Here is a 25921-nt window from a genome sequence, read left to right on the forward strand (position 1 = left end):
TTAATTTAATATACTCTTTGAGAAAGCTTCTCCATCAATTTCATACTGTACATTAAATTTAGATGGGCGTATACTGTCTCCGTCATATTTCACTTCAACATTTACTTTTACTTTTTTCCCTTCTTTAATCGCATTAGCCCATTGATTCTCAATTTTCTTATATTGGCTTAAATTCACATTGCTTAGTTGTGAAACAAGGTTGTCAATTTCTGGTGAACCACCAAATCTATCCCCTGCCAAATGCCCTGCATGGTCGCCTGGCTCTTTGCCTGGAGTATCTGGATCATGAGGTAATCTGCTATCCCTCTCAGTTAATTTTAAATCGTCAGCAGTAAATTTTTCAAGCCTTCCCTTACTATCAGTTTTGTAGATATATTCATATTCACCTGTTTTATATGTTACATTTGGCTTTAGCTCCCCATCTACTATATGGCTTCCATCTCGTAAAATATCATCAGCCTGGCTACCAACCTCACTAATTTTCCCCGTCCCCTCAGTATTCCCATCCCTAACCTTAGTTCCATCTTTCGATGATAGGGCTTCTTTAGGTTTAGGAGCTTCCTTCGGCTTAACTGGCGGAACGTTTGGAGACGTCTTAGACGATTCTTTAGAAACGGTTCCTTTCGATGGCGCACTACTCTCTCTCGAATCCACATGAGAAGTGTTCGGCGATCCCTTCGAATTTCCAGAACCACTGCCTTTCCCACGATTTCCACCTGCATCCGAGAACATGTGACTGTCATTCTTCACAATCACCGGCACGGTCTGGCCGTTGCTCAGCCTCACCCGCTGAACTCGCCATGGAACACTGGCTGCTGCGCCTGCGGTCATTTTACCCATAGCCTGGTTGATTCGTTCTCCCAGTTCCGCGAGAGATGAAGGCATTAATGCCGCATTGGTCTTGAGCTTGCCATCCTTCATAGCACCGCCTGAGGCTCCATCTGGCCCATCTCCATGACCATGTGGAACGCCGCCCTTGGCTCCATCTCCATCTGCATGACCAGACTTCTTACTACCACCCTTGAGCACCTTGACGCCATTTTTGACCAAGGATGCTCCGCCAGCTACAGCCGTTACCGTATCAACAACCCGTACCGCAGCGTTGACATCGTTCCGACCAGCGTCGTAACTCTCTTGTTCCTTCAGGGTCAGCATCGTGCGGTTGTCTTCGCCTTTCAGGTCCATGAATGGCTTGGCATACGCTTCTCCCGCACCGGATACATCCTGCCAGATCTCTTTCCCTGATTTCTGGCCCGTGACCAAGTCTCCCGTATAATCAATGACGTTATTTACGCCCGTAATCGTTCCTTGTACCGTGGCATTCCGCTCCGTTAATGACCCTACTTCTTCTCCCTTGACCCAGCTGTATAATCCCTGGGCATTGTCACCCCCGACGATCCCTGTAAATGCAAGGTCAGCCACATCACCGACCATACTGAGCAGGCTTTTTCCCTCTTCGATCACACCGTCCAATTTGCCCTTTTCACGTGCTTCCCAGTTCCGTTTCAGCCGCGCTTCCTTCAGCGCGCTCTCTCCCATACTGGCCAGACTCTGGTCGAACGCAGACTGAATCATGTCAAAGGAACGATGGATCTCGGCTTCCAGGACTACATTCTCACTCTTGCCGTTGACCTCTTCCACAAGCTCCACATGATCTGTCATCGTCTGAATGTACAGACCTTCTGTACCCTCCAGACTGACGCTGGCTCCGCTGATGTTCAGGTCACCCATGCATTGGATCTGCACGTGGGTTGTGCTGTTCAATGTAACCCCGTTACCCGCAGCCATCGAGATATACAAGGCGCCCTCTTGAGCGTTCATGACAAGTTCACTGTCGCCAAGGGTGAACGATTTCCCCTGCGGGTTACCGAAAGACTTTACACCCGGGTCTTGCATCACTTTACCGCTCTTCTCCACATGTCCCGCTTCCGTTGGTTCCTGACGAACCGACTGCATCACCATGGCTTCGTCTTCTTCCGCACTTGGGAAATACAGTTTCACCTTCGCGCCGGGTTCGGGCATCATGTACCATACTTGACTGCCTTCCGCGGCATACGGGAACCAGCGTGCCTCCCCAGCCTGCTGACCCTCATCCATATCCAGATGAACCTTCACCTGGTTACGTTTCACATCAATGATTTTTCCTTCGATAGCCGCACCCGTGATCATCGTTTGAAGCTGTCTGGGCAGTGGATGCGATGCTGGCAATGCACATGTATACTTCCACTGTAGCAAGCTCCGTTCCAGCATCGCCTGGCGAGAGGTTATGTTGTAGATACGGCCATCAGAGGATACTTCATCCCCCAATTGAAGCTCCTGCCCCAGATCGAAGGTATACGTTGTATACTCCGCCTCCGTTACCGCATGTTTTCCCTGGGCTTCGGTATGTAAAAAACGCTCAATATTACGACTCTTCTCGAAAGGGATGGCTTTCAGCTCAAATGCCCCTCTGCCTTCGGGATAACCAATCCAGAACCTGGGCTTGTGTGCAGTCACATCCGGCACCAGATCTGCTCCCAGATGAGAAGCGAGCCGTTTCAGAAAGCTCCAATCAGTCTCCTGGTACTGCATGATAAAAGCGCCCGTCTTCGTCTCATCAAAGGCAAAATCAATATAGTCTCCTTCAGGATACCCCTTCATAACACGATTAACAATGTCCAGATAACGTAGATTCTCGTTCTGATAGGATTTCGTTCTCTGTAAGGCATCCAGTTCATAGGTATGTGAGATGACTACAGCCATCACATATACGATCCCTCTGGTTGCTTCGACTTTGATCTCATGGAGTTGTCCCTTGAACAGGGGTAACTCCCTTCCGGATTCATCTATCTGGATGAATCCGACTCGATCGTGACTCCCAGCTTTCTGGATAATGGTTTCTTCCCATTCTTCATCTACCCATCCACTGAAGGATAACCGACCATGTGCTCCTGCTTGCTGGATCAATTCCAGCTTATCCAGGCGTATCTTGCCATACGGCCAATGGACATGGATATCCCCATAGGTTAGCGTTGATTTTTCCAAGGTCTGCACAGTGTTCCCCCTTTCTTATCCGTCTGCATCTTACAACTGACCATCGACCTCAATCTTGATAATCCCGCCTTTTCGGCATATCAGTTCAGATCGACTGAGTAGAGCAGCCTCACCTTCCACCAGCACATCCTCCTTGCCCTGGCTCCATTTGTTAAAGAACGTATCTGGTTCACACAATGCTCCGTCCATTTTGCAAAACCCGCATCGTCCAACGTTAGCCAGTGGAATCACGTCCGCAACGTTTAATACAGGCTGTTCCTTGATATAGATGCCGTGGGAAAGAGGCAGGTTCAGCACACCCGGATCTGATCCCTGACTGCAGGAAATCTCGGCACCTCTGACCACATAGGTAAATTCACCACCGAACCCTCCTGACATCAAAGCTTTGAACAGCATGGGTAGCAGCATTCTAGTCCCCCCTATGTTAATTAATGGATTGGTCCATTTCCGTTTTCACTCATCCGGGCACATGTGAATATCGCCCTTGTTAGAAGTCGCCATAGATGAAGCTGTTCAACCGGAAAACGGACATTCCCTGTGACCGCTCTTCCTTTTACCGATGTAACGATCACAATATCGTAAGCCATTCCCAAGGTTGAGGGCTGAATGGATTCTCCATAGAAGACAATCAGTCTATCTCCTTGTACCGTCTCCTCATGTAACCATTGCGCATCCTTTTTGAGCGTTCGCATCTGATCTGTGATGATCCTGCCCATTCCCTCAATCTGGCTTACGTGCAATGGATGAGATGATCTAGATAGGCTTAAGCTGATACCCTTTTGCTCATCAATCCACATGACCTCATCTCGTCCATGGCTGTTTCTGCCCTCCTGTAGTTTGCCTCGGGGAACCCGGACCAGACGATCCGGTAAAGGAAGGGTTATTATCCCCTCCCAGATTTGGTGATTGTTCAACGTGATGATATCTGCTTCGGTCTCGATCAGACCCTGGCGTACTCCGAATGTAACCTCTTCCTGCGTCATCAGCTCCCCACTTGCCGCTTCAGCTTCCTGAATGCGCTTTGCCAAACGCAAATCCCGATCCATTTTCAGCAACATCTCATCACCATATCGGTTCATTCCAGGTCCACCTTTCGTAAAACAAAGCCACTTAACCCTCTGCGAAGCATGCTCTCTGCTACATCAAGACGCACGATTACACCACTCCCTCTTACACCCTCCAATGTAAATATGCGTTGATCTTTAACCGCCTCACCCTGCAATACAAGCTGCTGTATTGAACCATTCGGATAAAACAGGCTATGGTCAGACGAAGCCAGCACAGCAGGGATATGACTCGCCCAGTAGCTCAACTGTTCCCCACTCCCCTGATCAATGAAGGTGACGGATTTGAACAACATTGCTTCATCGACCAATTCCATCAGCCGCTTCATGCGATCACTAACAAAATATGAAGGCCTACTTATCCAATCGGTCGGCTCTTCATTCAGTCTGCGTTCAATCATCATGACAGATGAAATGGGCAACTCATCAAAACTGGTTTGTAATATGGGAGGCCTGAACGGATTCAATATCCGATGATCTTCGGTCAGTTCATAAAATCGTGGGACCATAGCTCCTCCTCCTCTTCCTCATGGGATACAACCCAGCGTATCGATTCAATCTGCTCTTCATTCAAAACATGTGTATACCTCTCACGGTCATGAATCCATATCTGTGCCTGACTCAGCCTAGCCCCCTGGAAATCAGCATGGAATAACTGTGCTCCCCGAAGGTCGGCGCCTTCCAGATTGGCCCCGGCAAAACAGATTCCCTGAAGACCAAGAACACTTTCCTCGAATTCCATACTCGCTCCGTCACTGACATCAGACAGGTTGGCTCCACGCAGACTGCATTCCCGGAACACAGCATCCATAAGTAGCGCCCCTCTGAGGTCAGCTCCACTCAGATCACTCTGTTCCCATTTGGTCCCAATCATCACAGCACCTCTTAAGTTACTCTTGTTCAGATCGGCAAGACTGAAATCGGAATACCTGATATCAACGTGGTCATATAATCCTTCTGCCAAGGATAGTGACGTATAGTCTCCATAAGCACATTCCAGCCCTTCCGCTACTGATAATTTCTTGCGGATATTCTGCATGTCCCTATACCCAAAGTCCCTGATATACACGGGTTCACTCCAGTCCTTATATTCACCTACCCTGATCTGAAACTGATCTGCACGGTCGATGTGTTCCATCTCTTTCAAATTCACAACATGAGGAACGGCCAGACGTGCAAGCGCAATGACGTAGGCGTTGAATCTCCCCGCGGACTGCAACATCATCCGTTCAACATCAGAAGCATTCAGTACACCTCCATAACGTCTCATTTCGATATGAAGCAGCTGTTGTAACGAAGACAACGGCTGGAATGCCCACGTCGCATCATATGTGTGCATACACTCCACCTCATCCCAATACCATTGATCGGAGTAGGCTTCCATTAAGCAGGTGTAACTCCCCTCCAATATAGATGTTCTCAACATGGAACAATGAAGGATTGAGACTGGTTGTTTCCCGAGTTCCTGTTGGGCCCATTCTGCTTTTACACAGAGTTGCCGCATAGACTCTACGAACGATTGGATTAACGAGTTCTGATGTTGCATGATGTACACCCTAAGTGACGAGAGATGTTCCTGAAGTGCGGGCTCCAATATTTCCTGCTGTAAATGTGCAATCGCTTCCGCTTTGTTCATTTCTCTTCCTTTCTACTACTCTTGGCTAATTCATCTTGATCTCCGCCCCGTGCATCTTCAACTCTTCTTCCAACGTGATGGTATTGCCCTTTCCGGTTAACTCAACCTTCTCACCTGCGATCCGAATCGTTTGTCCGGACATGACGACATCCTGACCCGCTGTAATGCTGACATTCTGATCGCTTACAATCTCGATGCCATTCTCGTCACTGACCGTGATATACATTCCACCCGCCGAGATCACAATTTTGTCTGGAGCCAGCATGATCTCTTTCCCATACTTGGTCCGGAATGTCTTGATGTCCGGATTACCCATTCGATCTTCGGGCACTGGGGGCGGGGCTACTCTGCTGGCCGGGCTAGATTTACTTCCACCTCCAGCCGCGCCTGAACTATTACGATTGCTCCCGCTTGGACTTCCCCCAGACTGTCCCGAAGCCCCACCCTTTCCAACCGCTGATGATGCGGTTGAAGTCTGTTTCGGTGCAGCTGGCACAATCTCAGGATCTTGCCTTTTTACAGAGCTTATGGCAATGCCGTCTTCCTCTTTTTTGCTTGGAAAATAAATACGGATGCTGTCATTCACTTCAGGCATGCAATACCAGCCCGTATTGTTCTCGGAAGCATAAATCGTTGAATAGGGAAAGAAATAGGCTGTGCTCTCATCCTGCTGCTCATCCATATCGAGCTTCGCACGAACTTTGTCCCCCTTGACTTGAAGAACCGAAGCCTGAATGGAAGCGCCAATAATGGAAGTATTGTAGCTCTTCTTATAACGAAGCCCCTCCGCTGGAAATAAGGAGTATGTATGATTTAGCAAACTATCGATGAATCGGGTCTTCGCCTCACCTACAATCCACTTTTTGGATTTAAACTCTACTTCATTCCCTACTTCGAACCATTGCCTGCTGTCCGCTTCGTATACGATATAATCCGGATCTTTGACACCCGGTACTTTATTTTCCTTGGCAGATCGATAGTCGGCAATTCGTTTGGTTGCTGTGTAATGGGATGCTTGCAATTCACCCTTATACTGGCCTTCGGGTAAGCCAAAATAAAACTTGGGTTTTCCTGAAGATGTATCCGGAACAACTCCAGTGTAGAAATGGGAAGCCATCCTTTTGATAAATTGCCAATCTGTTTCCTCATACTGCATCACAAAATCTCCGATTTTACGGCCATCTGTAGCAAAGTCAATAACATCTGAACCTTCATAGGGAGAAATAATCTTGCGCACCAAATTCTTGTAGGACAGATTAGGGTTTTGGAAGGAGCGCTTGTGCAGTTTTACATCCAATAAGTAGGTATGGGACACCGCTTCAACCATAAGTGTATGTACATCGTTAATAACGTTCACTTTTACGTGCAGCACCACACCGGAGAAAAACACTTTCTCATGTCCATCGTCATCGGCAATTTTCACTTTAATATCGGTTTGGGATGTTGTTGCTTGCACATAGCTGTCTTTTCGAGATTCCGGGATCACTGCCGTCATTCTCATTCGCGCATGTCCGTTCATCGTTTTATTCACTTCAAGGGTCTGAAGACGAACGATTTCGTAAGGTGTTACCCGAACCTGACCGTATGTTGTTGCGGATATATTCATAATAAGCCTCCTTGTATCTCAAATTAATTAATGGTTTACCCTTTATAATTGTATTTATATAATTCGGAATTTTATGGAATATTTTGAATATGTAGAAAGTCTCAAATTGGATGTATATATACGCACTTCTATTTTCAAATGAATCTATAGTCTCACGTGGTGTTTACCTATATTGAGTGTTACATTTTCTTTGTCCATCTGGAACATTCCTTGATCAAACCGGTTCAGTTCTGTCCCACTCCCTCATAACCTAGTTAAAAAGGACAAAGGAGGCTGGACCGAATGTCCCCCATGAAATCATCAAGCGGTCTGGATGAAAATATTGCCGGCATGCTCTGTTATCTGTTCACTTTTATAGGCGGAATCGTCTTTCTGGCTGTTGAGAAACGAAGCCGATTCGTTCTGTTTCATGCACTTCAATCCGTCACGGTATTTGGCCTCATTATGGTCGGTCATGTGTTGTGTGCATTTCTCCCACTTTTTGGGCCACTGCTGGCATCGCTATTGTCCATGCTTGGTGTGGTGGTCTGGCTTCTCATGGTAGTCACCAGTTTGCAAGGCAAATGGCTGAAGCTGCCATGGGTCGGAGACTTTGCAGAGAAACAGCTGCGCCATCTGTAGTATGTAACGCTCTATCGGCTTCCTCCCAAAGTAATTCATCCCGTGAGTCTACATAATAATCCATCTTGTTTTCGGCAAAAAAGAAAAAACACCGGATCTCCTGCTCTCTAATGAGCAAGGTCTCCGGTGTTCCGTTTATTTCATTCATTATGACTTCAATAACGATTCACAGGATAGATGATTCATCCCCTGAATCGTTTAGGCCGTTTAACTTTTTGATTCACAACATTTATTATTCAATCCATGAGGAATTTAAAGTTAACATAATATACATGTTGAAGGCGTCCGGTAATGGCAACGAAGATTTCAGCTCTTTACTTTTTACGCCGACTTGCCATTATCTCCAAGGATCACATCTGCTTGACGCTCAGCCATTTTGGCCGCCGTTGCTTGAGTACCCAGACCATTAAAGAGCAAATTCATGAAAATGGCAGTAAAGCTACCTGCAATAATTCCGTTACCCAGCATAATCTGTGCCCAGTCCGGTGCACCTGCGAACAATTGAGGTACAACCGTTACACCCAGCCCCATCCCTACAGAGCAGGCGATGATGAACAGGTTCTCATGACGGTTCAGATCAACCTGGCTGCCCAGAATACGAATACCAGACGATACTACCATACCGAACAATGCAACCATGGCCCCGCCAAGAACAGAACCTGGAACTAGCTGTGCCAATGCAGCAATCTTCGGTACAAAGCCGATAACCACAAGCAGTCCACCCGCTACAACGATAACATCGCGCGTTTTGACACGAGTCATCTGTACAAGCCCTACGTTTTGTGAATAGGTCGTGTACGGGAATGAGTTGAAGATACCACCCAGCACAATCGCCAAACCTTCTGCACGATAGCCACGGGCCAGATCTTTGGAAGACAGGTCTTTATCCAAAATTTTGCCAAGAGCCATAAATACACCCGTGGATTCAGCCACGCTGACAATCGCCACCAGGATCATGGTCAGAATCGGTACAATCTCAAACGTCGGCGTACCAAAGTAGAATGGCTGCACGACATGGAACCAGCTTGCTTCACGAATTGGAGCGAAGTTCACTTCACCCATAAGCCCTGCTGCCACTGTGCCCACGAGAAGGCCGATCAGCACCGAGATGGAACGAACGAATCCCGTCGTGAACCGTGTCATCAGAATGATGAACACCAATACGCCGAAACCGAGCAGAAGATGAACACCACTGCCAAAATCTTCTGCGCCCTGACCGCCGCCGAGATCGTTGAACGCAACTGGAATCAGGGTCAGACCAATAATGGTTACTACTGATCCGGTGACGACTGGCGGGAAGAGCCGAATCAATTTACCAAAAATGCCCGAGAACAATACAACGAATATCCCTGATGCAATAATCGCACCATAAATGGCAGACACGCCGCTCTTCATCCCAATTAAAATCATCGGTGATACAGCCTGGAATGCACAGCCAAGCATGACGGGCAGCCCCACTCCGAAGAACCGATTGCCCCATACCTGAAGCAGAGTTGCCACACCACAGGCGAGCAGGTCAATGGCAATCAGATAGGTTAACTGCTCCGTTGTAAAACCAAGGGCTTTGCTGACAATAATCGGTACAACGACAGCTCCTGCATACATCGCCAGTACGTGCTGGAGACCTAGCGAGAACGTTTTGATCGGATGCCGATGCCGCTGGAAAATACGTTCGCGTGCCATATTAGATCGTGACCTCCTCGTCCGCAAACGTAACTTTCCCGTCTGACAACGCCCCAATGCGAACCAGTGATTCCACACGGTATCCTGCTTCTTTCAGCAAGCGGCCTCCCGGTTGGAACGCCTTTTCAATCACGATGCCAATCCCCACTACTTCAGCACCTACTTGCTCCACAATGCGGGCCAGACCAAATGCTGCCTCGCCATTGGCTAGAAAGTCATCAATGATCAGTACACGGTCACCAGGCTGCATGAACTTCTTCGCAACTGTAATTTCATTGGTCTCCTGCTTCGTAAAGGAGTAAACTTTCTCAACCAGAATGTCTTCCGTGAGTGTAAGTGACTTCTGCTTCCGTGCAAAAATAAGCGGAACGTTGAGTTCCAGCGCAGTCATGATGCCTGGTGCGATCCCTGAGGATTCAATCGTCAGTACACGTGTAATGTTCTCCCCGTCAAAACGGCGGATGAACTCCTTGCCCACTTCCTTCATCAGAACCGGGTCCATCTGGTGGTTCAGGAATGAATCCACTTTGAGTACCTGCTCGGACAGGACAATGCCTTCCTGTATTACCTTGTCTTTTAACAATTGCATCGTCATTCTTCCCCCTGTGCGCCCTCTCGTACAGAAGCCTGCATGACCCGATCCCCGCTGTAAAAAAACAAAAAGCCCGCCTTTTTACACGCTGCGGAAGAACCGGAGACGGGAAAAGACGGACTTGTACGTATGTGGACAAGCCGCATAGGTACTGCAAGTGTAGTGTAATGGACGAGCTTGATAACTGGTCAACTCCGAGCAAACCTCAAAACTCCCTATCCAAGAAGGGATATGAAAGGGCCTGAACATGCTTTTTCAGACACACTGCCCGAGAATCCTCTCTCTCCATACCTTAAAACGTTGCAGATCTTTCCCGTAGTCCGATCATTCCGGTGATCGGGTAGAAACATGCAGGCCTATTCCTGCACATATACGAGTCGGCATATTTAATTTTAAGCTCCATGATTCGTTACAATGTATGATCGCGAACCTGAATGTAAAAGTGTGAACGGAACTGATAATGTTAGAAGTATACCGAATCGGCGCCGTGAAATAAAGAAGTATTTTCATGGAAGTTGCGGAAACTTGTCTTAATTTGCAATAAAGGGATGATTGCTGCGGTGTTTTTATGTACAATATGAGAACGGAAGCGCGTGTCTGAACGGAGAATCGATGGAAACGCCGCCTGTATTATGAATTTATTGGGTAAAGGAGATTTGCAGACATGAAAGGCGTACTGAAGGAATTTAAAGAATTTGCTGTACGTGGCAACGTCATCGATCTGGCGGTCGGTGTCATTATCGGGGCTGCTTTTGGTAAAATTGTCACGTCCCTCGTGAATGACATTATCATGCCACCTGTAGGTAAGTTGCTTGGAGGAGTTGATTTCAGTCAGAAAATTTTTAATCTGGATTGGGATATGCGAACTGCCAGTGGACAGGAGATCACAACACTCGCTCAAGCCAATGAGGCTGGCGCTACGGTGATTGCATATGGGCAGTTCATCAACGTGATGATTGATTTCCTCATCGTTGCATTCTGTATTTTCATGCTGGTGAAGGGTATCAATTACATCAAAAGCAAAGAACACAAAAAGCCCGAGCCGCAAAAAACGACCAAGGCTTGCAAATACTGTCTCTCTGAAATTCCGGCTGCGGCTACTCGCTGTTCGCACTGTACTTCAGAGCTGGAAGCTGAAGGTAACGGCGCAACGGTTTAATCGATTCCATGCTTTGAGTTCATTAGAATTTAAAGTGTACCCAAAACTCTATATAGCGAATAGTAGAGGATAATTGTTAATATATAAAGGTTTATGTAAAAAAAATCCTGCTTGATCTGTCCGTCATTCTTCTTCATCCGTGTTGTTGCAATCCCGCACGGGGCGGGTGGAATTCAATCGGCTTCCACATGAAAGGTCTCACCGTAATGGTGGGGCCTTTCTTAATCTCACAAGCAGGGTATGTTGCTTTACTCTCATTACTATCCTTACACTCACCAAATGTACAAACTAGAATCGACGCGGCAGCAAGTGCTCCAAAATCGACTTCAAATCCCGATCTTCCTTATAAACCTCTTCCCCGGTATCGAGCTCCGTTACCCGGATATAATCAAAATTCATCGACGCATCCACAGGTTTGAACAACAATTGGCTCTCGTCTTCCAAACGTACGTTGAATCCCATATCCTTAAACATCGTTGTTAGCTGGCTATTTGCCGGTTCCTGACCTTGCCCTACCATAATCAACCCTCTAAGACTTTTACGTTCCTGAGGTTGCGGATAAATGACCTGAAAGTGTACAATGCATTCCATAAGGTGGTTCCCCTTTCGTTTAAAACACACTTTGTGAAATTTTGAACTTTAAAACTTGCTATATAAGGAGATACGTATCATGACCCCAGAACGTTTCGACATTTACGACGATCAGCAAAATTGGATAGGTACAGAGCTGCGCAGCGTGGTCCATGCCGAGGGATTCTGGCACCGTTCATTCCACTGCTGGATCGTGCGGGACGAAGGTTCACAGCGGTTGGTTCTATTTCAGCGAAGACGGGATATCAAGGATACCTTCCCCGGATGTTACGACATTACCGCAGCAGGGCATCTCACAGCCGGAGAACAGCTGCATGAAGCCAGTCGTGAGCTTGACGAAGAACTGGGCGTGCAAGCACCTTTTGAAACGCTGACCTACCTGTTGACGGCAAGACAGCAACTTGAAGGGCAGGTTCGCGGCGTACCTTTTATTGATCGGGAATTCAGCTCTGTCTTTGGACTGTGCTTGAACCAGCCTCTCGAAGCCTATACCTTGCAGGCAAGCGAGGTCGACAGCCTCTACGAAGTGCCTTTGGAAGACTTGATTGCCTTGTTCCGTGGCGATATCCATGTGATTCAAGCCGCAGGAGTGCAAGCCGTGCAGTCAGTGTCCAATCAGATGGATCAGGCAAATCGAAACTCTGTTCCTCTCCCCGTTCAAACACGTCACATGCGCGAGATTAGAGCAGCCGAGTTCGTGCCACACGGTACGGAATATTATATCGATGTACTTGAAGCGTTAGTTCACTTGCGCAAAAACTAACCAATTTTGCCTATAACAAAGTTACGTTCATAGCTTCATTTTCTCAAAAATAGCATGAATTCATACCCTATTACATTAGCTCAACAGGGAACATTTGCTGTGATGAACATCACTGCTTCTGTTAACTAGCATGAAGAGGCGTCTGCCACATGGCAGCGCCTGCTTCCTTTAAGCATGTATTTTGGAGTTCATACTCACTCTGAAGGTACGGACCAATAACGTGCTGAGAGGTTTTCGTATCGAGTCCCGTAACGAGACTCCAGTTCATCCCCCATGTCTTGCTCCAGTTCATACAACACCAATTCCTGAGCAAAATGATTCAGCAGCAGTCCGGTCATGACCGGATGTTCTGTTACCATCGCTTGAGTGGCGCAAGATTCCCCGCGCATCCCTAACATACACCAACGACGATCGACCACTAAAGAGAACTTTCGGCCATTATCTGCTCCGTATGAGGGCAAACCAGGCCAAGGAGCTGGCTGATCCATAATACCCTCTCCGCCATCACATGACCATAAAAGGCGCACACCTCGATCTTCAGCACGCTGCAAGTCTGCACGCAACAACTCCGCTTCCTCACGCCACACGTCCACCACAATCTCATGTTTGGCCTCAGCCAGTTCACGGCTTAGATTCTCAAATACATTTTTGTCGCCTTCAATGTTGTAAAAGACCGGCTTCTCCGGCTCATGCTGCGGCATACTGCTCTGCACATATTCAAGAGATGCACGCATCTGACTTGAGATCATGCTTGTCATCTCTTCAGGCTTCAAGACACTGTACTTCGCAGGCTCACCAGCGCTGCAGCGCAGGAATCCCCGCTGTTCCAGCCGTTGCAGGGTGGCATATACATTGGAACGGGACACACCCAGCCTTTTTGCAACCTCATATCCCGAGGCCGAACCTTGGCGAGCGAGTTCCACCATAATTTTAGATTCCATCTCGGTAAACCCCAGATGACGCAAATGATGCAGCAGTTGGTCCATATTCCCGTCCCCCCATGCTGTAAGCAACCAGCGCTGCCCCACAATGATTCAGCTGCGCGTCTACTGCATCAAATCAGATCTGTTCTGCTCCGCAGCGTGGGCACCATTTCGAGCCTTTGGGCAGCTCTGCTGCACAAATCTGACAGTTCACCATTTCGCGTGGCACTTCGGTCTGTACGTCCACGGTGTTCACGATTGGATTATTTTCTTTCCAGTACCGAATACGCTCATCCAGCTCCTGCTGGCGCTCACGCTCCCGTTGCATTTCTTCATCCCGACGGCGTTCCCACTCGGCATCGAACGCTTCCTTTTCCTCTTGGGTAAACTCCGTACTGTTATACTCGGATTCGGTCTCCAGGTCCGCAATGGACGGAATCACCGTGTGATACGGCTCAGCTTCCTCCAGTTCCTCTTCAACTGGCGCATCGTAGATCGGTCGCTCCGGGCTGTGGGCCACGGCTGCTTCCTGTCTCGCAGGGCTTGTTCCTCCTACAGATGCTGCTGCGGGTTTGAACTCACCCAACTTGCGTCCGCATTTCGGACAGAAGTTGGCATCCAGTGTAGCGACGTGTCCACACTCGCATAACCGCTCATTTTTCAGTTGTGCAATCTTGTTGCGCAGTCCATCGATCTCGTCCTGCAATTCATCGCACAGCCCCGATAGATCCACCATCTCTTTTTCGGCACGCGTCATGTCCTGTGCGCGATAACCTTCATAGAAGATACGACCCATATCTGTAAAATGGACTTCCTGTTCCTGCTGCAAGCCCACAATCTGATTATTAATTTTACCGATTTCAACGGCGTGCTGGGCACGCTCTGTTGCTTTGTTTGCTCCGTTCTTAATTCGCTGAAGCAGTTTCATGACTTCTCCTCCTCTGTCCCGTCAGAGTTGAACCTTTTGATTCAACACCATTTGTTCCAAAACCCATTTTCATTTGATTTTTTATAGTATATAACTTATACGATATCATACCAAAAAGTTGCGAAATCTCGCGTGAATGCCCGTTTTCTGCCGATGCTGGATGAATTCGGGGGCTTTCGCCAGGACCATACGTTCGGGTATAATGAAGCTTTGGCCCTACTGATCCGCCTACTTGGGCGGTTATCCCTATCATACCAATTTACAATGCGATTATGAAAAGGGCAAATGAATTACTTTTAAGCCGGGATAGTCCTATCCCTGAATGCATATAGAGGTGGATGAATGATGTTAAGTCCGAACTCAACGTTTTACCCCCGTCCGCTCGGGGTTACCCCGGCGGCATCCCTGCCCCAGTCCCCTTCAGCTCCGCTGGAGACCAGTAGGCAGCTCGTGGGCAGCGATGATCGGGATGCGCCTTATTTCCGCTCTCTGGAAGAGGTAGGCATCCGTCTGAACGGACCCCAGATCTCAGCGGTTCGCCACGGCAAAGGACCCCTGCTGACTCTCGCAGGAGCTGGCTGCGGCAAAACAACCGTACTGGCTGCACGTGCCGGCTACCTGATGGAGGTTAGTGGCGCTCAAGCGGGAAGCATCCTGCTGGTGACGTTCACGAACAAAGCTGCCACTGAGATGAAGGACCGCATCGCATCGCTGCCTGGCATTCGTCCCGCAGCCGCACGAGCGGTGCAGGCCCGTACATTCCACTCGTTCGCGTTGACGCTGCTGCGTCATTACGGCGTGCAGGAGGAGATTTTTGGCGAGTCCCGTGCGCAGCATACCGTGCTCAAAATGCTCCTGCGTCAGAATGGCATGAGTGAGGCTTTTCAGCCTGAGAGTCTGTTGGCCATGCTGTCTGCTTGGAAAATGCAAGGCTCAGAGACGAGCGATCTTCCCGAAAAATCACAGGAGGAACGGGATGCCAAACGTGTTCTCCTTGGTTATGAAGCCTGGAAGCGGGATCGCAACAAAATGGATTTTGACGATATTTTGCTGCGAGCTGCCGCTCTGCTTCGTGATCCTGCTGTACTGGGGCCGCTTCAGCAGCGTTTTCAGTACATCATGGTCGATGAGTTCCAGGATACGAACAGTCTGCAATATGAAATTGTGCAAAAACTGGCTGCTGCCCACCGCAACCTGATGGTTGTGGGAGACGATGACCAGACGATCTATACATTTAATGGGGCACGGCAGGAATCCATTTTGGAATTCGATAAAGTTTACCCCGGTGCACGCATCGTGACGCTGGATATCAACTACCGCAGCGATGCGCGTATTCTGGGACTGGGCAGTGAATTGGTCGCCCGGAACAAACGAAGACGTGACAAGCGGCTGCGCGCAGCCGGACATCGCGGAGATGCGCCACGGTTCGCAACCCCCTCCAATGCCGAGGAAGAAGCAGCTTGGGTTGTTAACCAGTTGTGTCAGCAAGTTGAGGAAGGTTTGCATACGTATCGGGATATCGCAATCCTGCACAGGACAGCCAGCAGCAGTCGGGCTATATTCGAGCAGCTTGTGTTGAAAGATGTGCCGTTTGTACAACACGGCGCTTCCCCGGTCTTCTATGACCAGTCATTGATTCGACCGTTGATGGATCATATGCGCTTGTCTCTGAATCCACGTGCTGTAGATGCTCTGCCGAGTGCGCTGGGGCCTCTCTATGTATCCCGTGATGCCGGACTGGAGTGGATTCAGCGCAGTGAAGAGCAGCAAGCGAAGAAATATCCGCTCATCCATCTGGCCAAATGGGACAAGCTGAAGCCTTTTCAGCAGGAACAGGTCAAGGAACGCATCAAGCTGATCAAATCACTGACGAAGCTGAAACCGGTGATCGCGATCCAGGAGATGCGCCGCCAGTTTTACGACAAGTATATGGAAAGCGGTGATCCCAGCATCTTTACCCATTATAAGGAAACGATGTTGGAGACACTGGACGAATTCGAAGCTGCCGCCAAAAAATTCGAAACCGTTGAAGAGTTCATCCAATTCGCCGATGAACTCTCCCGCAGACACCGCGAGATGGAATCACTGCGCCGTTCACAGGACAGCGATGCAGTCCAACTGATGACCATTCACCGGGCCAAGGGACTTGAATTCCCATGTGTATACTGGATCGGCGCCAGCGAAGGAATCGTGCCTCACAGCACGGCACTGCGGCAGGATATCCCTGAAGACCAGAAGGCTGCTCTTACGGTGCAGCAGACAGATGCCGAACTGGATATGGCTCTGGAAGAGGAGCGACGTCTCGCCTATGTCGCAATCACACGGGCCAAACAGTACTTATACATCACTTCTCCCGCCAGTCATCACGGAAAACCGGCGGACGTTTCCCGCTTTCTGCTCGAAGCCTTCGGCATGGAGGTACCGGATAAACGCAAAAACCGCGAGGATGGCCAGACTGGCAATCACACGTCATACGGCAGTGGTAGCAGCAGCTGGAAGGGTAGCGGGAACACGAATGGTAAAGCTAACGGCAATGAGAGTAGAACTAGAAACGGAAATGCAGCATCCGTCCGTTCAGGATCGCGGCCGCAGGGACGGGATGCAATGAGTCCCGTTCAGCGTGGTTCAGATCTACGAAGTGCAGGTCAGCGTAGCGCGATCCGTCAAAGTGATCGGCGTGATTTGGAAGTACTCGATGAACGAGACGAGGATCGTCTCAGTGAGCGGCGCGGCAGCGGGGTGATTCGCAATCACACGGCGTTCAGCACCACGGGTGTAAGTCAGGCCGCTTCGTCTTCATCAAACCGTTCTGGGTCGCATTCCTCAGGAAAGACAGAACGCACGGAGACCGTGGCAATCTGGAAGTGCAGCTCGTCCACCTGCAAAGCGTGGCTGCGCCAGAAACCGGATGGTTCTTCTGCCAATTCATCCAAAAAAGCGACCTCTGGTCCTCCGCCCTGTCCACTATGTTCAGGCACGATGGAGGCCGGTACACGGAAGGTTCCGGTAACTAGCCGGTTCGGAAGATGAGTTAGGTTTAACGAACCTAGCACACGCTATTTGCTCCGATTTGCGCAAAACTGAGGTGTAACGAATCATAGTGACCTTATTTCTTCAATGTTGACCGATTTTTAGGTTCGCACGTCCGTTTTTACCTAAATAAGGTCACTGAAGTTCGTTAAAATATGTAATCTTTGAGAATTAGTCTTTTAGTATGCGGTAGGTTCGTTAACGCTTGGAGCGAGAGGAGCATCCCTTTCGAGATAGCCCCTTTGCACAAATTAGAAGAGGTGAGTTATGGAACTGGAAGCTGTAATTAAAGAGCGGATACAAGAAAGATTCGATATATTACAAGAACTGTATACGATATGGTTTACTGAAAACCCTTCTTGTATCGTCCCCAAAAAAAGATTCTATCCGGATGCACACATAGAGAGACAGAGAACGATCACATATTTATTGAACAAAGGATTTATTGTTGTAGATCCCGTAGAAAATGAACCGGAAATGGTTGCAGTGAGTATCACAGTTAATGGAATTGATTTTTTTGAACAAGGTCGTTTGGATGGCATAGGCAATGGATGGTCGGTTGTAACTGAGCACATTGATGAGTAAGACGAAGGCAAACGATAGCCATTCGTTTCAGGACGCTTCCTGCTGTTTATTAACAGTAGAAGCGTCTTTTTTCCATTTTAGAATGGAGGTTGGATTATGCAGGACGGCAAAAAGCATTACTATGTATCGGTAACCCATAATCTTATTGAACAGACCAAGAACGAATCAACTCCGTTTGAAGTCATGGTGAACGATGAACAGTTAAATCGGCTGAAAGACCTGATGAAAGTGCTGGAGGATGAAGACGCCTATACACTGCAACGAGCTCCGGTACCCTACAAATCGGCGGATCATGACGAAGCAACAGAACAATTCTCAGATGGCATGACGTTGCTGTACACGTTTCTTTACGACCATGGCACTTCGGATACCCGGCAGGCGATTGAGAGCATGAATGTACTTTCACGGCTGCAAGATACGGATTATGATGATCAAGGGTATGAGAACTCACCGCTGAATAAATGAACTTTTTTATCAAAGACTTCCTCGCTCCGCCTGTCTGCTTCAGGAGTGGTGGGAGTCTTTTTTATAAATTTAACTCTAATAGTATCATTATTGATACTATAAACCAAAAATGATACTACTGTTTATTTTTGATATTATGATATATGTTTATATATATACACTTATTTCTGCGAGGAGGATAACTATAGCGATGGAAAACCCAATCATGATGAAAGCATTCGGATATTACGAACCCGGGCTAGAGACTGACATACCGCCATTTCAGGAGGTAGAACTGGAGAAACCCAAACCTACAGGAAAGGATTTACTCGTTGAGGTGAAGGCGGTGTCTGTCAATCCGACGGATTGGAGGTCGCATCTTTCCAAACAACCGAACGACTTATCCCTGACTGTGCCTGGTCGTGATGTAGCGGGCGTGGTAGTGGACATCGGCTCCGATTGCCATTTGTTCAACGTTGGTGACGAAGTATATTATGCGGGGAGCAATATACGCCCAGGCGGACACAGTGAGTTTCATTTAGTAGATGAACGCATTGTCGGCAGAAAGCCGAAAAATCTGGATTTTGCCCAGGCAGCAGCTTTACCTCTGACAAGCCTTACGGCAGGAGAAGCTTTTTTTGAGCGCTTGGGCATTTCCAGGAATGCATCGGATAACGAAGGCAATAGCATGCTTATTATCGGGGCAGCGGGAGGCGTCGGCTCGATCGCTACTCAATTAGCCAAGCTCGCTGGACTTCAAGTTATAGCAACTGCCTCTCGTCCCGAATCCGTCTCTTGGGCAAAATCAAACGGAGCAGACCACGTGATCAACCATCATCAACCATTTGGACCACAACTTAAAGATCTTGGACTCGCTGGTGTACAATACATTTTCGTGCTAAATCATATAGATGAGCATATGGAACAGATGGCAGACGTTATTTTGCCTCAGGGGAAAATTTGCTCCATTCTACCCTTCGAAAAACCACCCGAACTTCAAAAGTTATTCTCAAAAAGCGTAACGCTCGTCTGGGAAATGATGTTCACCCGCCCGATGTTCCAGACTGATGATATGATTGAACAGCATCTTCTGCTTAATGAAATCGCAGATCTGGTGGAGGCTGGCAAGATTCATACAACGATGGCAGAACGGATTGAACCCATTAATGCAGCTAACCTGCTGGAAGCCTACCGAAAAAGTAAATCGGGCACTGCGATTGGCAAAATCGTGTTGGAAGGGTTCGAAAAATAAACGTACATCCGTTTTGTCTGATCACGATCAGTGAATCCACCAAAGGGTGTTGTCTCTCCAAAGATAAGATGGAGAAACAACACCCTTTAATACCACATTAAATTCTACCTCTATATCAGTCCAGACGAATCTCCTGACCCTTTTCGGCTGACTCGTAAATTCCGCACAGCATCCTTGTCGAAGCCACACCATCCGCAATGGGACTAATGGGCTCGGTACCATTCAGACAGCAATCCACAAAGTGATCAATCTGATTCTGGAAGGCACCATGAATATCGAGACCTTTATAGTCTGTCTGGGGTTCAATGTTAAGGATGGTATTGTGTTTCTCGGTGACGATTAACGTCTCCGGCTCCAGCTCAAACCCACCGCGCTCGCCGTACAATCGGACTGAAGATTCTTCCCCACGTGCATGCAGGGTAAAGCTCACATCTACGGCCAAAGAAGCCCCGTTCTCGAAGCGAATCAGTGCATTCGCCATATCCTCCACATTGTTGACAGCAGAACTGTAATCTGCGGCTTTGTAAAAAGAAAGATGCTCGATATGCGCACGATTGCCCAGTTTTCGGTACGTATTGCCACTCACCGAAACAGGTTTCGGTTTGCCCATCAGATACCAGCATTGGTCGATAATATGTACGCCAAGATCAATGAGCGGGCCACCGCCGGAACGGTTTTTGTCCGCAAACCAGCCTCCGGGATTTCCCAAGCGACGCAGGATAGAAGCTTTGGCATAGTACAACTCACCAAACTCACCGGCATCAATGAAACCGCGCATCATCTGCATATTGTTGTCATAACGACGCACAAAGCCCACGACAAAGGTACATCCGCTTCTCTTCACAGCCTCTTCAATCCGCAGCGCATCTTCCACATTGGTTGCTACCGGTTTTTCCAGCAGCACATGTTTACCTGCCTCCAGGGCAGCGATCGCAAATTCGGCATGTGTATTATTCCATGTACAGATACTAACGGCATCCACATGCGGGTCCTTCAGCATCTCCCGATAATCGGTGTACACAGATTGTGCATCATACTTCTCAGCAGCCGCGGCTGCACGCTGTTCGTTCAGGTCACAGATGGCGTAAATGACTGCATTCTCGTTCTTGGCATAACACCTCATATGAAGATCCGAGATGGAGCCTGTGCCGATCATGCCAATATGCAGCATTTTGCTCGTGGTCATCTTCTTCCTCCCTTCCTTTTCCAGAACATGAATATCGTCTAGTCTGCCCGGAGCATGCCTTTGTAAATCCCTGGTGTTGAATTTTCGATCTTCACGGCCCCCAGGGTCTGAGCATAGAAATCCACGGGTCCCGCCGATCCAATAATCGCGTAAGCGTAACCATCTGCCTTCATGGCATGCATACAGGCCAACAGCAGCGCTGTACCGACACCTTTGCCCCGTGCCTCCTGACCCACACCTGTTGGACCAAAGAAATTACGACATGTTGCTTCATAACAAGCGAAGCCGATCATCTTCCCATGCTCAAGTGCAATATAACAAGTCACAGGTTGACGTGCAAAAGCTACATCACATTCATCCACCCAGGGCTGGCTAAAATGGGATTTCACCCAATCCAGCACAACCTGCTTCTCTGGTGCAATGGCTCTACGGATAACAATAGAGGACTCCTCCAACTTTTTCAGTCCACTCTCTTGCTCTGGCAAATGGTAAAGCGCCACTAACATATCACTCATGTGACTTCCCCCTCCTCTTATCTGGGTGCTCCCCACCCCCATGTAATCCAGGGTTAATTCCACGTCTGAATCACACGTTTTCCACTCATTGATCCTTAACCGCATCCTGCTTCTTATAACCGGGAATCTGGCATGTTTTTCAAATAATAGACTACCATGCTGCTCACATTAATTACCTTAAAGTGCAACACTGGACGAAGTTGTCCCGTCTATAAGGATGGAACGTGGCCTTAATAGGAGTTTACCGCGTCATAACCAAGATGAGAAGGGATGAAATCAACGATGAACAACAACATGAAAAAAGTTAGTGCCCTGATGGTCCTGTCCTTGGCCCTGGGCGGGGGAGCCGCATACGCAGCAAACCTGGACAGCATTCAGCCTGTTAATTCAACTTCCGTATCAGCCGATAGCAAAGCAACTGAAGCTGTAAAAGTATCTGTGAACGGTGCTCCGATGACTGACGGTTATTGGAACAAGGATGGTCAAGTACCTATGATCGCACTTCGTGATCTCACCGAAGCACTTGGCATTGAACTGAAATGGAACAAGGAAAACAAATCTGCGGAGCTGACAAAAGGTACCCTCTGGACACTTGTAACCACAGGCAAAGACCAGTATTCAGTCAATAAAATGCTGCTTAAGCTGGGAACAGCACCTGAAATCACAAATGGTACATTGTTTGTACCCGCTTCTTTTGCAGATAAAGTACTGCACGCACAAGTGAATACAACAGGTAACCAAGTAACCATCTCCAGTGAAGAGGAAGTGAAAACCGTTACTGAGCGTGGGGTCATTACGGGAATTAACAGTGAAGGCAAGTATCAATCCATCCATATCGGCGGTGCAGGTACAGAGGGTATCGTCCTTAATGTTAGTGAAGATACCGTGTTCAAATCCGCGGATGGCAAAGATATCAAGCTTACCGATTTGACCATTGGCATGAACGTGGAAGCTGAGCATTCAGAGATTGCAACCCTCAGTTTACCGCCGCAAACCCCTACTTACAAAGTCACTGTACTGGATACTGCTGCTTCTGAATCCGAAGCACAACCCAAAGAGGTTCTGGGTACAGCAGGTACAATTGAAAATGTAAAAACAACAGAAGATAATGGTACTCAGATCGAGATCTCTGGCTCCCGTCTGACAGAGACGGCCCCTGACCATGTTATCCTTAACATTACCAAAGATACACAACTGGTGAATCATAAAGGGGAAACGATCAAACCAGAGGAACTGACCAAAGGTGCTAAAGTGATTGGATTCTATAGCCCGGTCCTGACTCGCAGCCTGCCACCAATCGGAACGGCTTGGAAAGTGGTCATCGAAACACCAGCGGATCAACCTGAAGCGAAATAAGCTCTCAGTAAAGAAGCCTACCCTAATTTAGGCGTAGGGCTCAGTAGAGCTAGATTACACTATATCAATGCAAAAATAACCTTATCCCTTGCTTCCTCCTTCATGGAGGTTGGGGTAAGGTTATTTCTCGATCCTGCATTTCGTATATATGTACGCAATAGCTCTACTCCGTTATTGTTATTTCGGCTTTAACTTCAGCTTGTGCTTCAACAATCGCTTCTGCCTCAATCTCTACCATCAGCAAAGGATCAATGAGTGCACTGACCTCCACCATCGTGGCGACAGGCTGGATCTGACCAAAAAATTCACCATGGGCCTTGCCCACTTCTTCCCACCGGGAAATGTCAGTAACAAACATGCGGGTTCTCACGACATGAGACATGTCTGCTCCCAATTCTTTCAGTGCATTTTCGATGGTCTGCAAAATAAATCTCGTCTGTGCATATGGATCTCCTGCTCCAACCACAACACCATCCTGCATGGCTGTAGTACCCGCAACCTCAATTCGGTTGCCAACACGAATGGCACGGCAATATCCTACAAGCGGCTCCCAAGGAGAACCGGTAAACACCTGCTGTCTGTTCATTCTGCTTCCCCTCGCTTTAACTGTGATTTCGATTCCTGATTAAACATGAATTATATCAGCCTGCCGACTTGCTGAACAAGCAAATAAATAGGATATTAGCTGAACTTAGCTCAAATCAAAAAGCCCCTGAGTGATTTCCCGTGCCTTGGACAGGGGCTGAATCATTCAGCGGCTTTGGAGATTGAGATCCTATTCCTCAATCAAAAGATGAAGCATCAGGCTTACAGCTTGATATTAGCTTCGTCAAAGTATTCTTCAAGTGTCAGTCCACTTTTCACAATATCAGGAGCCAGATCAGTGCCAACATAGCGAATATGCCATGGCTCGTACACATAGCCGGTTATCGCTTCCTCACCTTTTGGATAACGGATGATGAACCCATATTCTGCTGCATGCTCAGCCAACCACTGGCCTTCTTTCGATGTGCCAAACACCTCTTCTATGGCATTGCCTACACTTGGACTGGAAACGTCAATCGCTAGTCCGGTCTGATGTTCGCTGTGGCCTGGCACAGAGCTTACACGATCCGTGTATTCTTGACCTTTGGTTTTGACATTGTTGTTATAGATCGACACCTGGCGCTGATAAGAACGATATCCAGATACCGCACGAAGCTCAATGTCGTCCGCTTTGGCACCGGCAAACAGCTTCTCCAACGCTTCGGCAGCTTCCTTGCGCATATGACGCTTTTCATGCGGCCCGTCGAAGGAGAACGGTACGTTAGGCTCCACCAGATCATCCGGCTCGTATCCTTCTGGCAAGCTGCGCTGTTTGTTAACGATCACTGTCATCGCTTCTGAATTGGTCACTACCGCTTGTGCATCAATCGTCGTTTGCAGCGCGCTAATGCTGCGTTTCTCCATCAGGGAATTCTCTGCTGTGGTGGCTCCATTGCCTGCGTCAGAAGAACCCGCTCCCCCAGTTGATGCATTGCCGGAACCACTATCTGTACCTTCATTGTTATTGTCCGAAGATGAGCTGTCAGCCCCACCTGTGTTGCTGCCATCCTTGCCAGTATCCTCCGTCAAATGAACCGTGGTACCGTCCGACTCTTGCTGTGCGCTTCCTGCTGCGTTCAGATTCTGGTTCTCCTCCGAGCCTGAGCCGTCCTGGCAAGCAGATAACAAAGCGGCGCATATCATAAGTGAGGACAGCATAACCGCAATGTGGCGCTGTCGTCCTGTACGTAATTTCATGTAAAAACTCCTATCGCATAGTAATAATAATTGCCGTATTCGTGCATGTGGGCTTGTCTTCCCCTGCGACAGTATACCTCAAATTGCTGCGAAGCTCCACCGGTAAAGACCTCCTTGAGAGGAGGTCACCCTAAAGATATGCCGGGTGTACAGCTTGTACGGTCGTTTTTTGGACTTTTAGAGCCCTATCCCAAGGTTCAACGCCATAGAAGCGAATTAGAAATGTATATATCCATTTTGGATCAAAAGGATTACGCCGATGCACAGCACAAACAAGCGGGGATGATCTAAGATCTCCCCCCGCTCGTAATGGTGCATCATTTGGTTGCCGGGCTGTCATTCTTCTTCTTTTGGACAGCCTCCCACATCCGCGCAGCTACGCGCTCGCGGATCAATGCCAGCCCTGCGGTGGCAGGCACGCCTGGCAGCAGGGCCGCCAGCTCTGGCGTTGCCGGGGGCTTGCCCGGCTGCGCCAGCCGCACCTTCACGGCGCCGAAGCCAGGCCCCGGCTGGTGCATGGCGCCGTCCGCGGCTGCCTCGGCGATCCACTCGCCGACGGCTGCGCCGCCTTCGCCGCCCCGCGCCTGCGGGCGGCCGGCCGTTTCGGCTGCGCGGCCGGGGCCGCTGGGATCATGGGCCAGTTCCTCCGCCCATGATCCCAGCACGCCGGCGAGCAGCGCTTCGCGCGGCAGGCCGGCGTGCGCCAGCTGCAGCAGCGGCTCGGCCGCGAAGCGCGCGGCAACGGCGCGCTCAGCGGCCGCGGCATGCGCGCAGCCCGGGCGGCCGCAGGTGCACGTCGCTGCGCCGCCCGCGCTTAGCGAGCTGCCAACGGCTGTGCCGTGCTCAGCCTCGCTTGGCGCATGCAGCGGCAGCAGCCCTGCGAGCTCCGCCGGGGCAGGGCCGCCGCGCAGCAGCGCGTACAGCGCCAGCGGACGCTTGCTCAGCTGTGCCAGCACAGCCTCCCGTTCAGCTTCACTAAGCTGCGTCAGCGTGCCTGTTACCGTAAACAAGCCTTCGGCTGATTCGGTCTTGCCTGCGGCGGCTGCTAATGCCTCTTTGCCTGCATCAGCAGCCGCACTAACTTCTGCTGTCCATCCACCGGGGGACATATGCAGCTCTACATTCCATTTTTCGCTCACAACAATCCCCCTTCCTGTCATTACACTCTTCAT

General features: G+C 49.0%; 24 protein-coding genes and 1 riboswitch. Of the genes, 8 read left to right on the forward strand and 16 right to left on the reverse strand.

Going from position 1 to position 25921, the window contains the following annotated elements; all coding sequences use genetic code 11:
* From HW560_RS02410 to HW560_RS02435, 6 genes are all read right to left on the reverse strand, one after another.
* Window positions 1–3033, reverse strand: coding sequence for a DNA/RNA non-specific endonuclease (locus tag HW560_RS02410; RefSeq protein ID WP_179261888.1), 3033 nt, complete (start codon window positions 3031–3033; stop codon window positions 1–3).
* Between the two features lie 30 nt (window positions 3034–3063).
* Window positions 3064–3441: a DUF4280 domain-containing protein gene (locus HW560_RS02415; protein WP_090904232.1), complete on the reverse strand. Its 378-nt coding sequence runs from the start codon at window positions 3439–3441 to the stop codon at window positions 3064–3066.
* A gap of 20 nt (window positions 3442–3461) precedes the next feature.
* Window positions 3462–4112, reverse strand: coding sequence for a hypothetical protein (locus HW560_RS02420; RefSeq protein WP_179261890.1), 651 nt, complete (start codon window positions 4110–4112; stop codon window positions 3462–3464).
* Entirely contained in the window at window positions 4109–4606 is a 498-nt protein-coding gene (locus tag HW560_RS02425) for an imm11 family protein (protein ID WP_143067083.1), read from the reverse strand. Before HW560_RS02425 ends, HW560_RS02420 begins: the two co-directional genes overlap by 4 nt.
* Entirely contained in the window at window positions 4582–5481 is a 900-nt protein-coding gene (locus HW560_RS02430; protein WP_179261892.1) for a pentapeptide repeat-containing protein, read from the reverse strand. Before HW560_RS02430 ends, HW560_RS02425 begins: the two co-directional genes overlap by 25 nt.
* A gap of 277 nt (window positions 5482–5758) precedes the next feature.
* Window positions 5759–7339 carry a contractile injection system protein, VgrG/Pvc8 family gene (locus HW560_RS02435; RefSeq protein WP_179261894.1) on the reverse strand — a complete coding sequence of 527 codons (1581 nt, stop codon included), beginning with the start codon at window positions 7337–7339 and terminating at the stop codon, window positions 5759–5761.
* A gap of 282 nt (window positions 7340–7621) precedes the next feature.
* Here HW560_RS02435 and HW560_RS02440 point away from each other — a divergent pair, with 282 nt between their 5' ends.
* Window positions 7622–7960: a DUF4870 domain-containing protein gene (locus tag HW560_RS02440; RefSeq protein ID WP_090904227.1), complete on the forward strand. Its 339-nt coding sequence runs from the start codon at window positions 7622–7624 to the stop codon at window positions 7958–7960.
* Between the two features lie 321 nt (window positions 7961–8281).
* Here the strand turns inward: HW560_RS02440 and HW560_RS02445 are convergent, their stop codons facing one another.
* Window positions 8282–9643 (reverse strand): nucleobase:cation symporter-2 family protein, encoded by a 1362-nt coding sequence (locus tag HW560_RS02445; RefSeq protein ID WP_090810282.1) that lies wholly within the window; start codon window positions 9641–9643, stop codon window positions 8282–8284.
* A gap of 1 nt (window position 9644) precedes the next feature.
* Window positions 9645–10232 carry a xanthine phosphoribosyltransferase gene (locus HW560_RS02450; RefSeq protein WP_090904226.1) on the reverse strand — a complete coding sequence of 196 codons (588 nt, stop codon included), beginning with the start codon at window positions 10230–10232 and terminating at the stop codon, window positions 9645–9647.
* A gap of 299 nt (window positions 10233–10531) precedes the next feature.
* Window positions 10532–10631, reverse strand: a riboswitch (purine riboswitch).
* Window positions 10632–10899: 268 nt separating this feature from the next.
* Here HW560_RS02450 and mscL point away from each other — a divergent pair.
* Window positions 10900–11394 carry a large conductance mechanosensitive channel protein MscL gene (gene mscL / locus HW560_RS02455; protein ID WP_090904225.1) on the forward strand — a complete coding sequence of 165 codons (495 nt, stop codon included), beginning with the start codon at window positions 10900–10902 and terminating at the stop codon, window positions 11392–11394.
* Window positions 11395–11682: 288 nt separating this feature from the next.
* Here the strand turns inward: mscL and HW560_RS02460 are convergent, their stop codons facing one another.
* Window positions 11683–11985 (reverse strand): hypothetical protein, encoded by a 303-nt coding sequence (locus HW560_RS02460; protein WP_063567890.1) that lies wholly within the window; start codon window positions 11983–11985, stop codon window positions 11683–11685.
* 79 nt (window positions 11986–12064) lie between these two features.
* Between HW560_RS02460 and HW560_RS02465 the strand changes: the two genes are divergently transcribed.
* Window positions 12065–12748: an NUDIX hydrolase gene (locus HW560_RS02465; protein ID WP_179261896.1), complete on the forward strand. Its 684-nt coding sequence runs from the start codon at window positions 12065–12067 to the stop codon at window positions 12746–12748.
* 194 nt (window positions 12749–12942) lie between these two features.
* Here the strand turns inward: HW560_RS02465 and HW560_RS02470 are convergent, their stop codons facing one another.
* On the reverse strand, window positions 12943–13734 hold the full coding sequence (locus tag HW560_RS02470; protein WP_090904223.1) for a TrmB family transcriptional regulator: 792 nt from the start codon (window positions 13732–13734) through the stop codon (window positions 12943–12945).
* A gap of 73 nt (window positions 13735–13807) precedes the next feature.
* A complete protein-coding gene (locus HW560_RS02475) occupies window positions 13808–14599 on the reverse strand; it encodes a zinc ribbon domain-containing protein (RefSeq protein WP_179261898.1) in 792 nt (263 codons plus the stop codon).
* A 345-nt stretch (window positions 14600–14944) separates the two neighbouring features.
* On the opposite strand from HW560_RS02475, the gene HW560_RS02480 reads away from it, so the two are divergent.
* From HW560_RS02480 to HW560_RS02495, 4 genes are all read left to right on the forward strand, one after another.
* The gene (locus HW560_RS02480) at window positions 14945–17629 is read left to right on the forward strand and encodes a UvrD-helicase domain-containing protein (RefSeq protein ID WP_179265725.1); all 2685 of its coding nucleotides are present in this window, start codon (window positions 14945–14947) and stop codon (window positions 17627–17629) included.
* Window positions 17630–17896: 267 nt separating this feature from the next.
* On the forward strand, window positions 17897–18214 hold the full coding sequence (locus tag HW560_RS02485) for a hypothetical protein (RefSeq protein ID WP_179261900.1): 318 nt from the start codon (window positions 17897–17899) through the stop codon (window positions 18212–18214).
* Window positions 18215–18310: 96 nt separating this feature from the next.
* Window positions 18311–18679 (forward strand): hypothetical protein, encoded by a 369-nt coding sequence (locus HW560_RS02490; protein WP_179261902.1) that lies wholly within the window; start codon window positions 18311–18313, stop codon window positions 18677–18679.
* Between the two features lie 190 nt (window positions 18680–18869).
* Window positions 18870–19910 (forward strand): zinc-binding alcohol dehydrogenase family protein, encoded by a 1041-nt coding sequence (locus HW560_RS02495; RefSeq protein ID WP_090904218.1) that lies wholly within the window; start codon window positions 18870–18872, stop codon window positions 19908–19910.
* A 115-nt stretch (window positions 19911–20025) separates the two neighbouring features.
* On the opposite strand, the gene HW560_RS02500 is transcribed toward HW560_RS02495, so the two are convergent.
* Together HW560_RS02500 and HW560_RS02505 are read right to left on the reverse strand one after the other, a co-directional pair.
* Window positions 20026–21096, reverse strand: coding sequence for a Gfo/Idh/MocA family protein (locus HW560_RS02500; protein ID WP_179261904.1), 1071 nt, complete (start codon window positions 21094–21096; stop codon window positions 20026–20028).
* A gap of 38 nt (window positions 21097–21134) precedes the next feature.
* Window positions 21135–21611 (reverse strand): GNAT family N-acetyltransferase, encoded by a 477-nt coding sequence (locus HW560_RS02505; RefSeq protein ID WP_090904216.1) that lies wholly within the window; start codon window positions 21609–21611, stop codon window positions 21135–21137.
* 282 nt (window positions 21612–21893) lie between these two features.
* Between HW560_RS02505 and HW560_RS02510 the strand changes: the two genes are divergently transcribed.
* A complete protein-coding gene (locus HW560_RS02510; RefSeq protein ID WP_177185874.1) occupies window positions 21894–22967 on the forward strand; it encodes a copper amine oxidase N-terminal domain-containing protein in 1074 nt (357 codons plus the stop codon).
* Window positions 22968–23130: 163 nt separating this feature from the next.
* Here the strand turns inward: HW560_RS02510 and HW560_RS02515 are convergent, their stop codons facing one another.
* The 3 genes from HW560_RS02515 to HW560_RS02525 form a co-directional block, all read right to left on the reverse strand.
* Entirely contained in the window at window positions 23131–23553 is a 423-nt protein-coding gene (locus tag HW560_RS02515) for a RidA family protein (protein WP_179261906.1), read from the reverse strand.
* 221 nt (window positions 23554–23774) lie between these two features.
* Window positions 23775–24749, reverse strand: a complete 975-nt coding sequence (locus HW560_RS02520) for a M15 family metallopeptidase (protein WP_090904213.1) — start codon at window positions 24747–24749, stop codon at window positions 23775–23777.
* 317 nt (window positions 24750–25066) lie between these two features.
* Window positions 25067–25888 carry a hypothetical protein gene (locus tag HW560_RS02525; protein WP_179261908.1) on the reverse strand — a complete coding sequence of 274 codons (822 nt, stop codon included), beginning with the start codon at window positions 25886–25888 and terminating at the stop codon, window positions 25067–25069.
* Between the last annotated feature and the right edge of the window lie 33 nt (window positions 25889–25921).

It is taken from the genome of Paenibacillus sp. E222 (assembly GCF_013401555.1).
Classification (GTDB): domain Bacteria; phylum Bacillota; class Bacilli; order Paenibacillales; family Paenibacillaceae; genus Paenibacillus.

What these genes read in the sequence shown, in the direction of transcription:
- HW560_RS02415 (WP_090904232.1), bottom strand. Translation starts at nt 3,441, where the DNA reads ATGCTGCTACCCATGCTGTTCAAAGCTTTGATGTCAGGAGGGTTCGGT.
- HW560_RS02420 (WP_179261890.1), bottom strand. Translation starts at nt 4,112, where the DNA reads ATGAACCGATATGGTGATGAGATGTTGCTGAAAATGGATCGGGATTTG.
- HW560_RS02425 (WP_143067083.1), bottom strand. Translation starts at nt 4,606, where the DNA reads ATGGTCCCACGATTTTATGAACTGACCGAAGATCATCGGATATTGAAT.
- HW560_RS02430 (WP_179261892.1), bottom strand. Translation starts at nt 5,481, where the DNA reads ATGGAAGCCTACTCCGATCAATGGTATTGGGATGAGGTGGAGTGTATG.
- HW560_RS02435 (WP_179261894.1), bottom strand. Translation starts at nt 7,339, where the DNA reads ATGAATATATCCGCAACAACATACGGTCAGGTTCGGGTAACACCTTAC.
- HW560_RS02440 (WP_090904227.1), top strand. Translation starts at nt 7,622, where the DNA reads ATGTCCCCCATGAAATCATCAAGCGGTCTGGATGAAAATATTGCCGGC.
- HW560_RS02445 (WP_090810282.1), bottom strand. Translation starts at nt 9,643, where the DNA reads ATGGCACGCGAACGTATTTTCCAGCGGCATCGGCATCCGATCAAAACG.
- HW560_RS02450 (WP_090904226.1), bottom strand. Translation starts at nt 10,232, where the DNA reads ATGCAATTGTTAAAAGACAAGGTAATACAGGAAGGCATTGTCCTGTCC.
- mscL (WP_090904225.1), top strand. Translation starts at nt 10,900, where the DNA reads ATGAAAGGCGTACTGAAGGAATTTAAAGAATTTGCTGTACGTGGCAAC.
- HW560_RS02460 (WP_063567890.1), bottom strand. Translation starts at nt 11,985, where the DNA reads ATGGAATGCATTGTACACTTTCAGGTCATTTATCCGCAACCTCAGGAA.
- HW560_RS02465 (WP_179261896.1), top strand. Translation starts at nt 12,065, where the DNA reads ATGACCCCAGAACGTTTCGACATTTACGACGATCAGCAAAATTGGATA.
- HW560_RS02470 (WP_090904223.1), bottom strand. Translation starts at nt 13,734, where the DNA reads ATGGACCAACTGCTGCATCATTTGCGTCATCTGGGGTTTACCGAGATG.
- HW560_RS02475 (WP_179261898.1), bottom strand. Translation starts at nt 14,599, where the DNA reads ATGAAACTGCTTCAGCGAATTAAGAACGGAGCAAACAAAGCAACAGAG.
- HW560_RS02480 (WP_179265725.1), top strand. Translation starts at nt 14,945, where the DNA reads ATGTTAAGTCCGAACTCAACGTTTTACCCCCGTCCGCTCGGGGTTACC.
- HW560_RS02485 (WP_179261900.1), top strand. Translation starts at nt 17,897, where the DNA reads ATGGAACTGGAAGCTGTAATTAAAGAGCGGATACAAGAAAGATTCGAT.
- HW560_RS02490 (WP_179261902.1), top strand. Translation starts at nt 18,311, where the DNA reads ATGCAGGACGGCAAAAAGCATTACTATGTATCGGTAACCCATAATCTT.
- HW560_RS02495 (WP_090904218.1), top strand. Translation starts at nt 18,870, where the DNA reads ATGGAAAACCCAATCATGATGAAAGCATTCGGATATTACGAACCCGGG.
- HW560_RS02500 (WP_179261904.1), bottom strand. Translation starts at nt 21,096, where the DNA reads ATGACCACGAGCAAAATGCTGCATATTGGCATGATCGGCACAGGCTCC.
- HW560_RS02505 (WP_090904216.1), bottom strand. Translation starts at nt 21,611, where the DNA reads ATGAGTGATATGTTAGTGGCGCTTTACCATTTGCCAGAGCAAGAGAGT.
- HW560_RS02510 (WP_177185874.1), top strand. Translation starts at nt 21,894, where the DNA reads ATGAACAACAACATGAAAAAAGTTAGTGCCCTGATGGTCCTGTCCTTG.
- HW560_RS02515 (WP_179261906.1), bottom strand. Translation starts at nt 23,553, where the DNA reads ATGAACAGACAGCAGGTGTTTACCGGTTCTCCTTGGGAGCCGCTTGTA.
- HW560_RS02520 (WP_090904213.1), bottom strand. Translation starts at nt 24,749, where the DNA reads ATGAAATTACGTACAGGACGACAGCGCCACATTGCGGTTATGCTGTCC.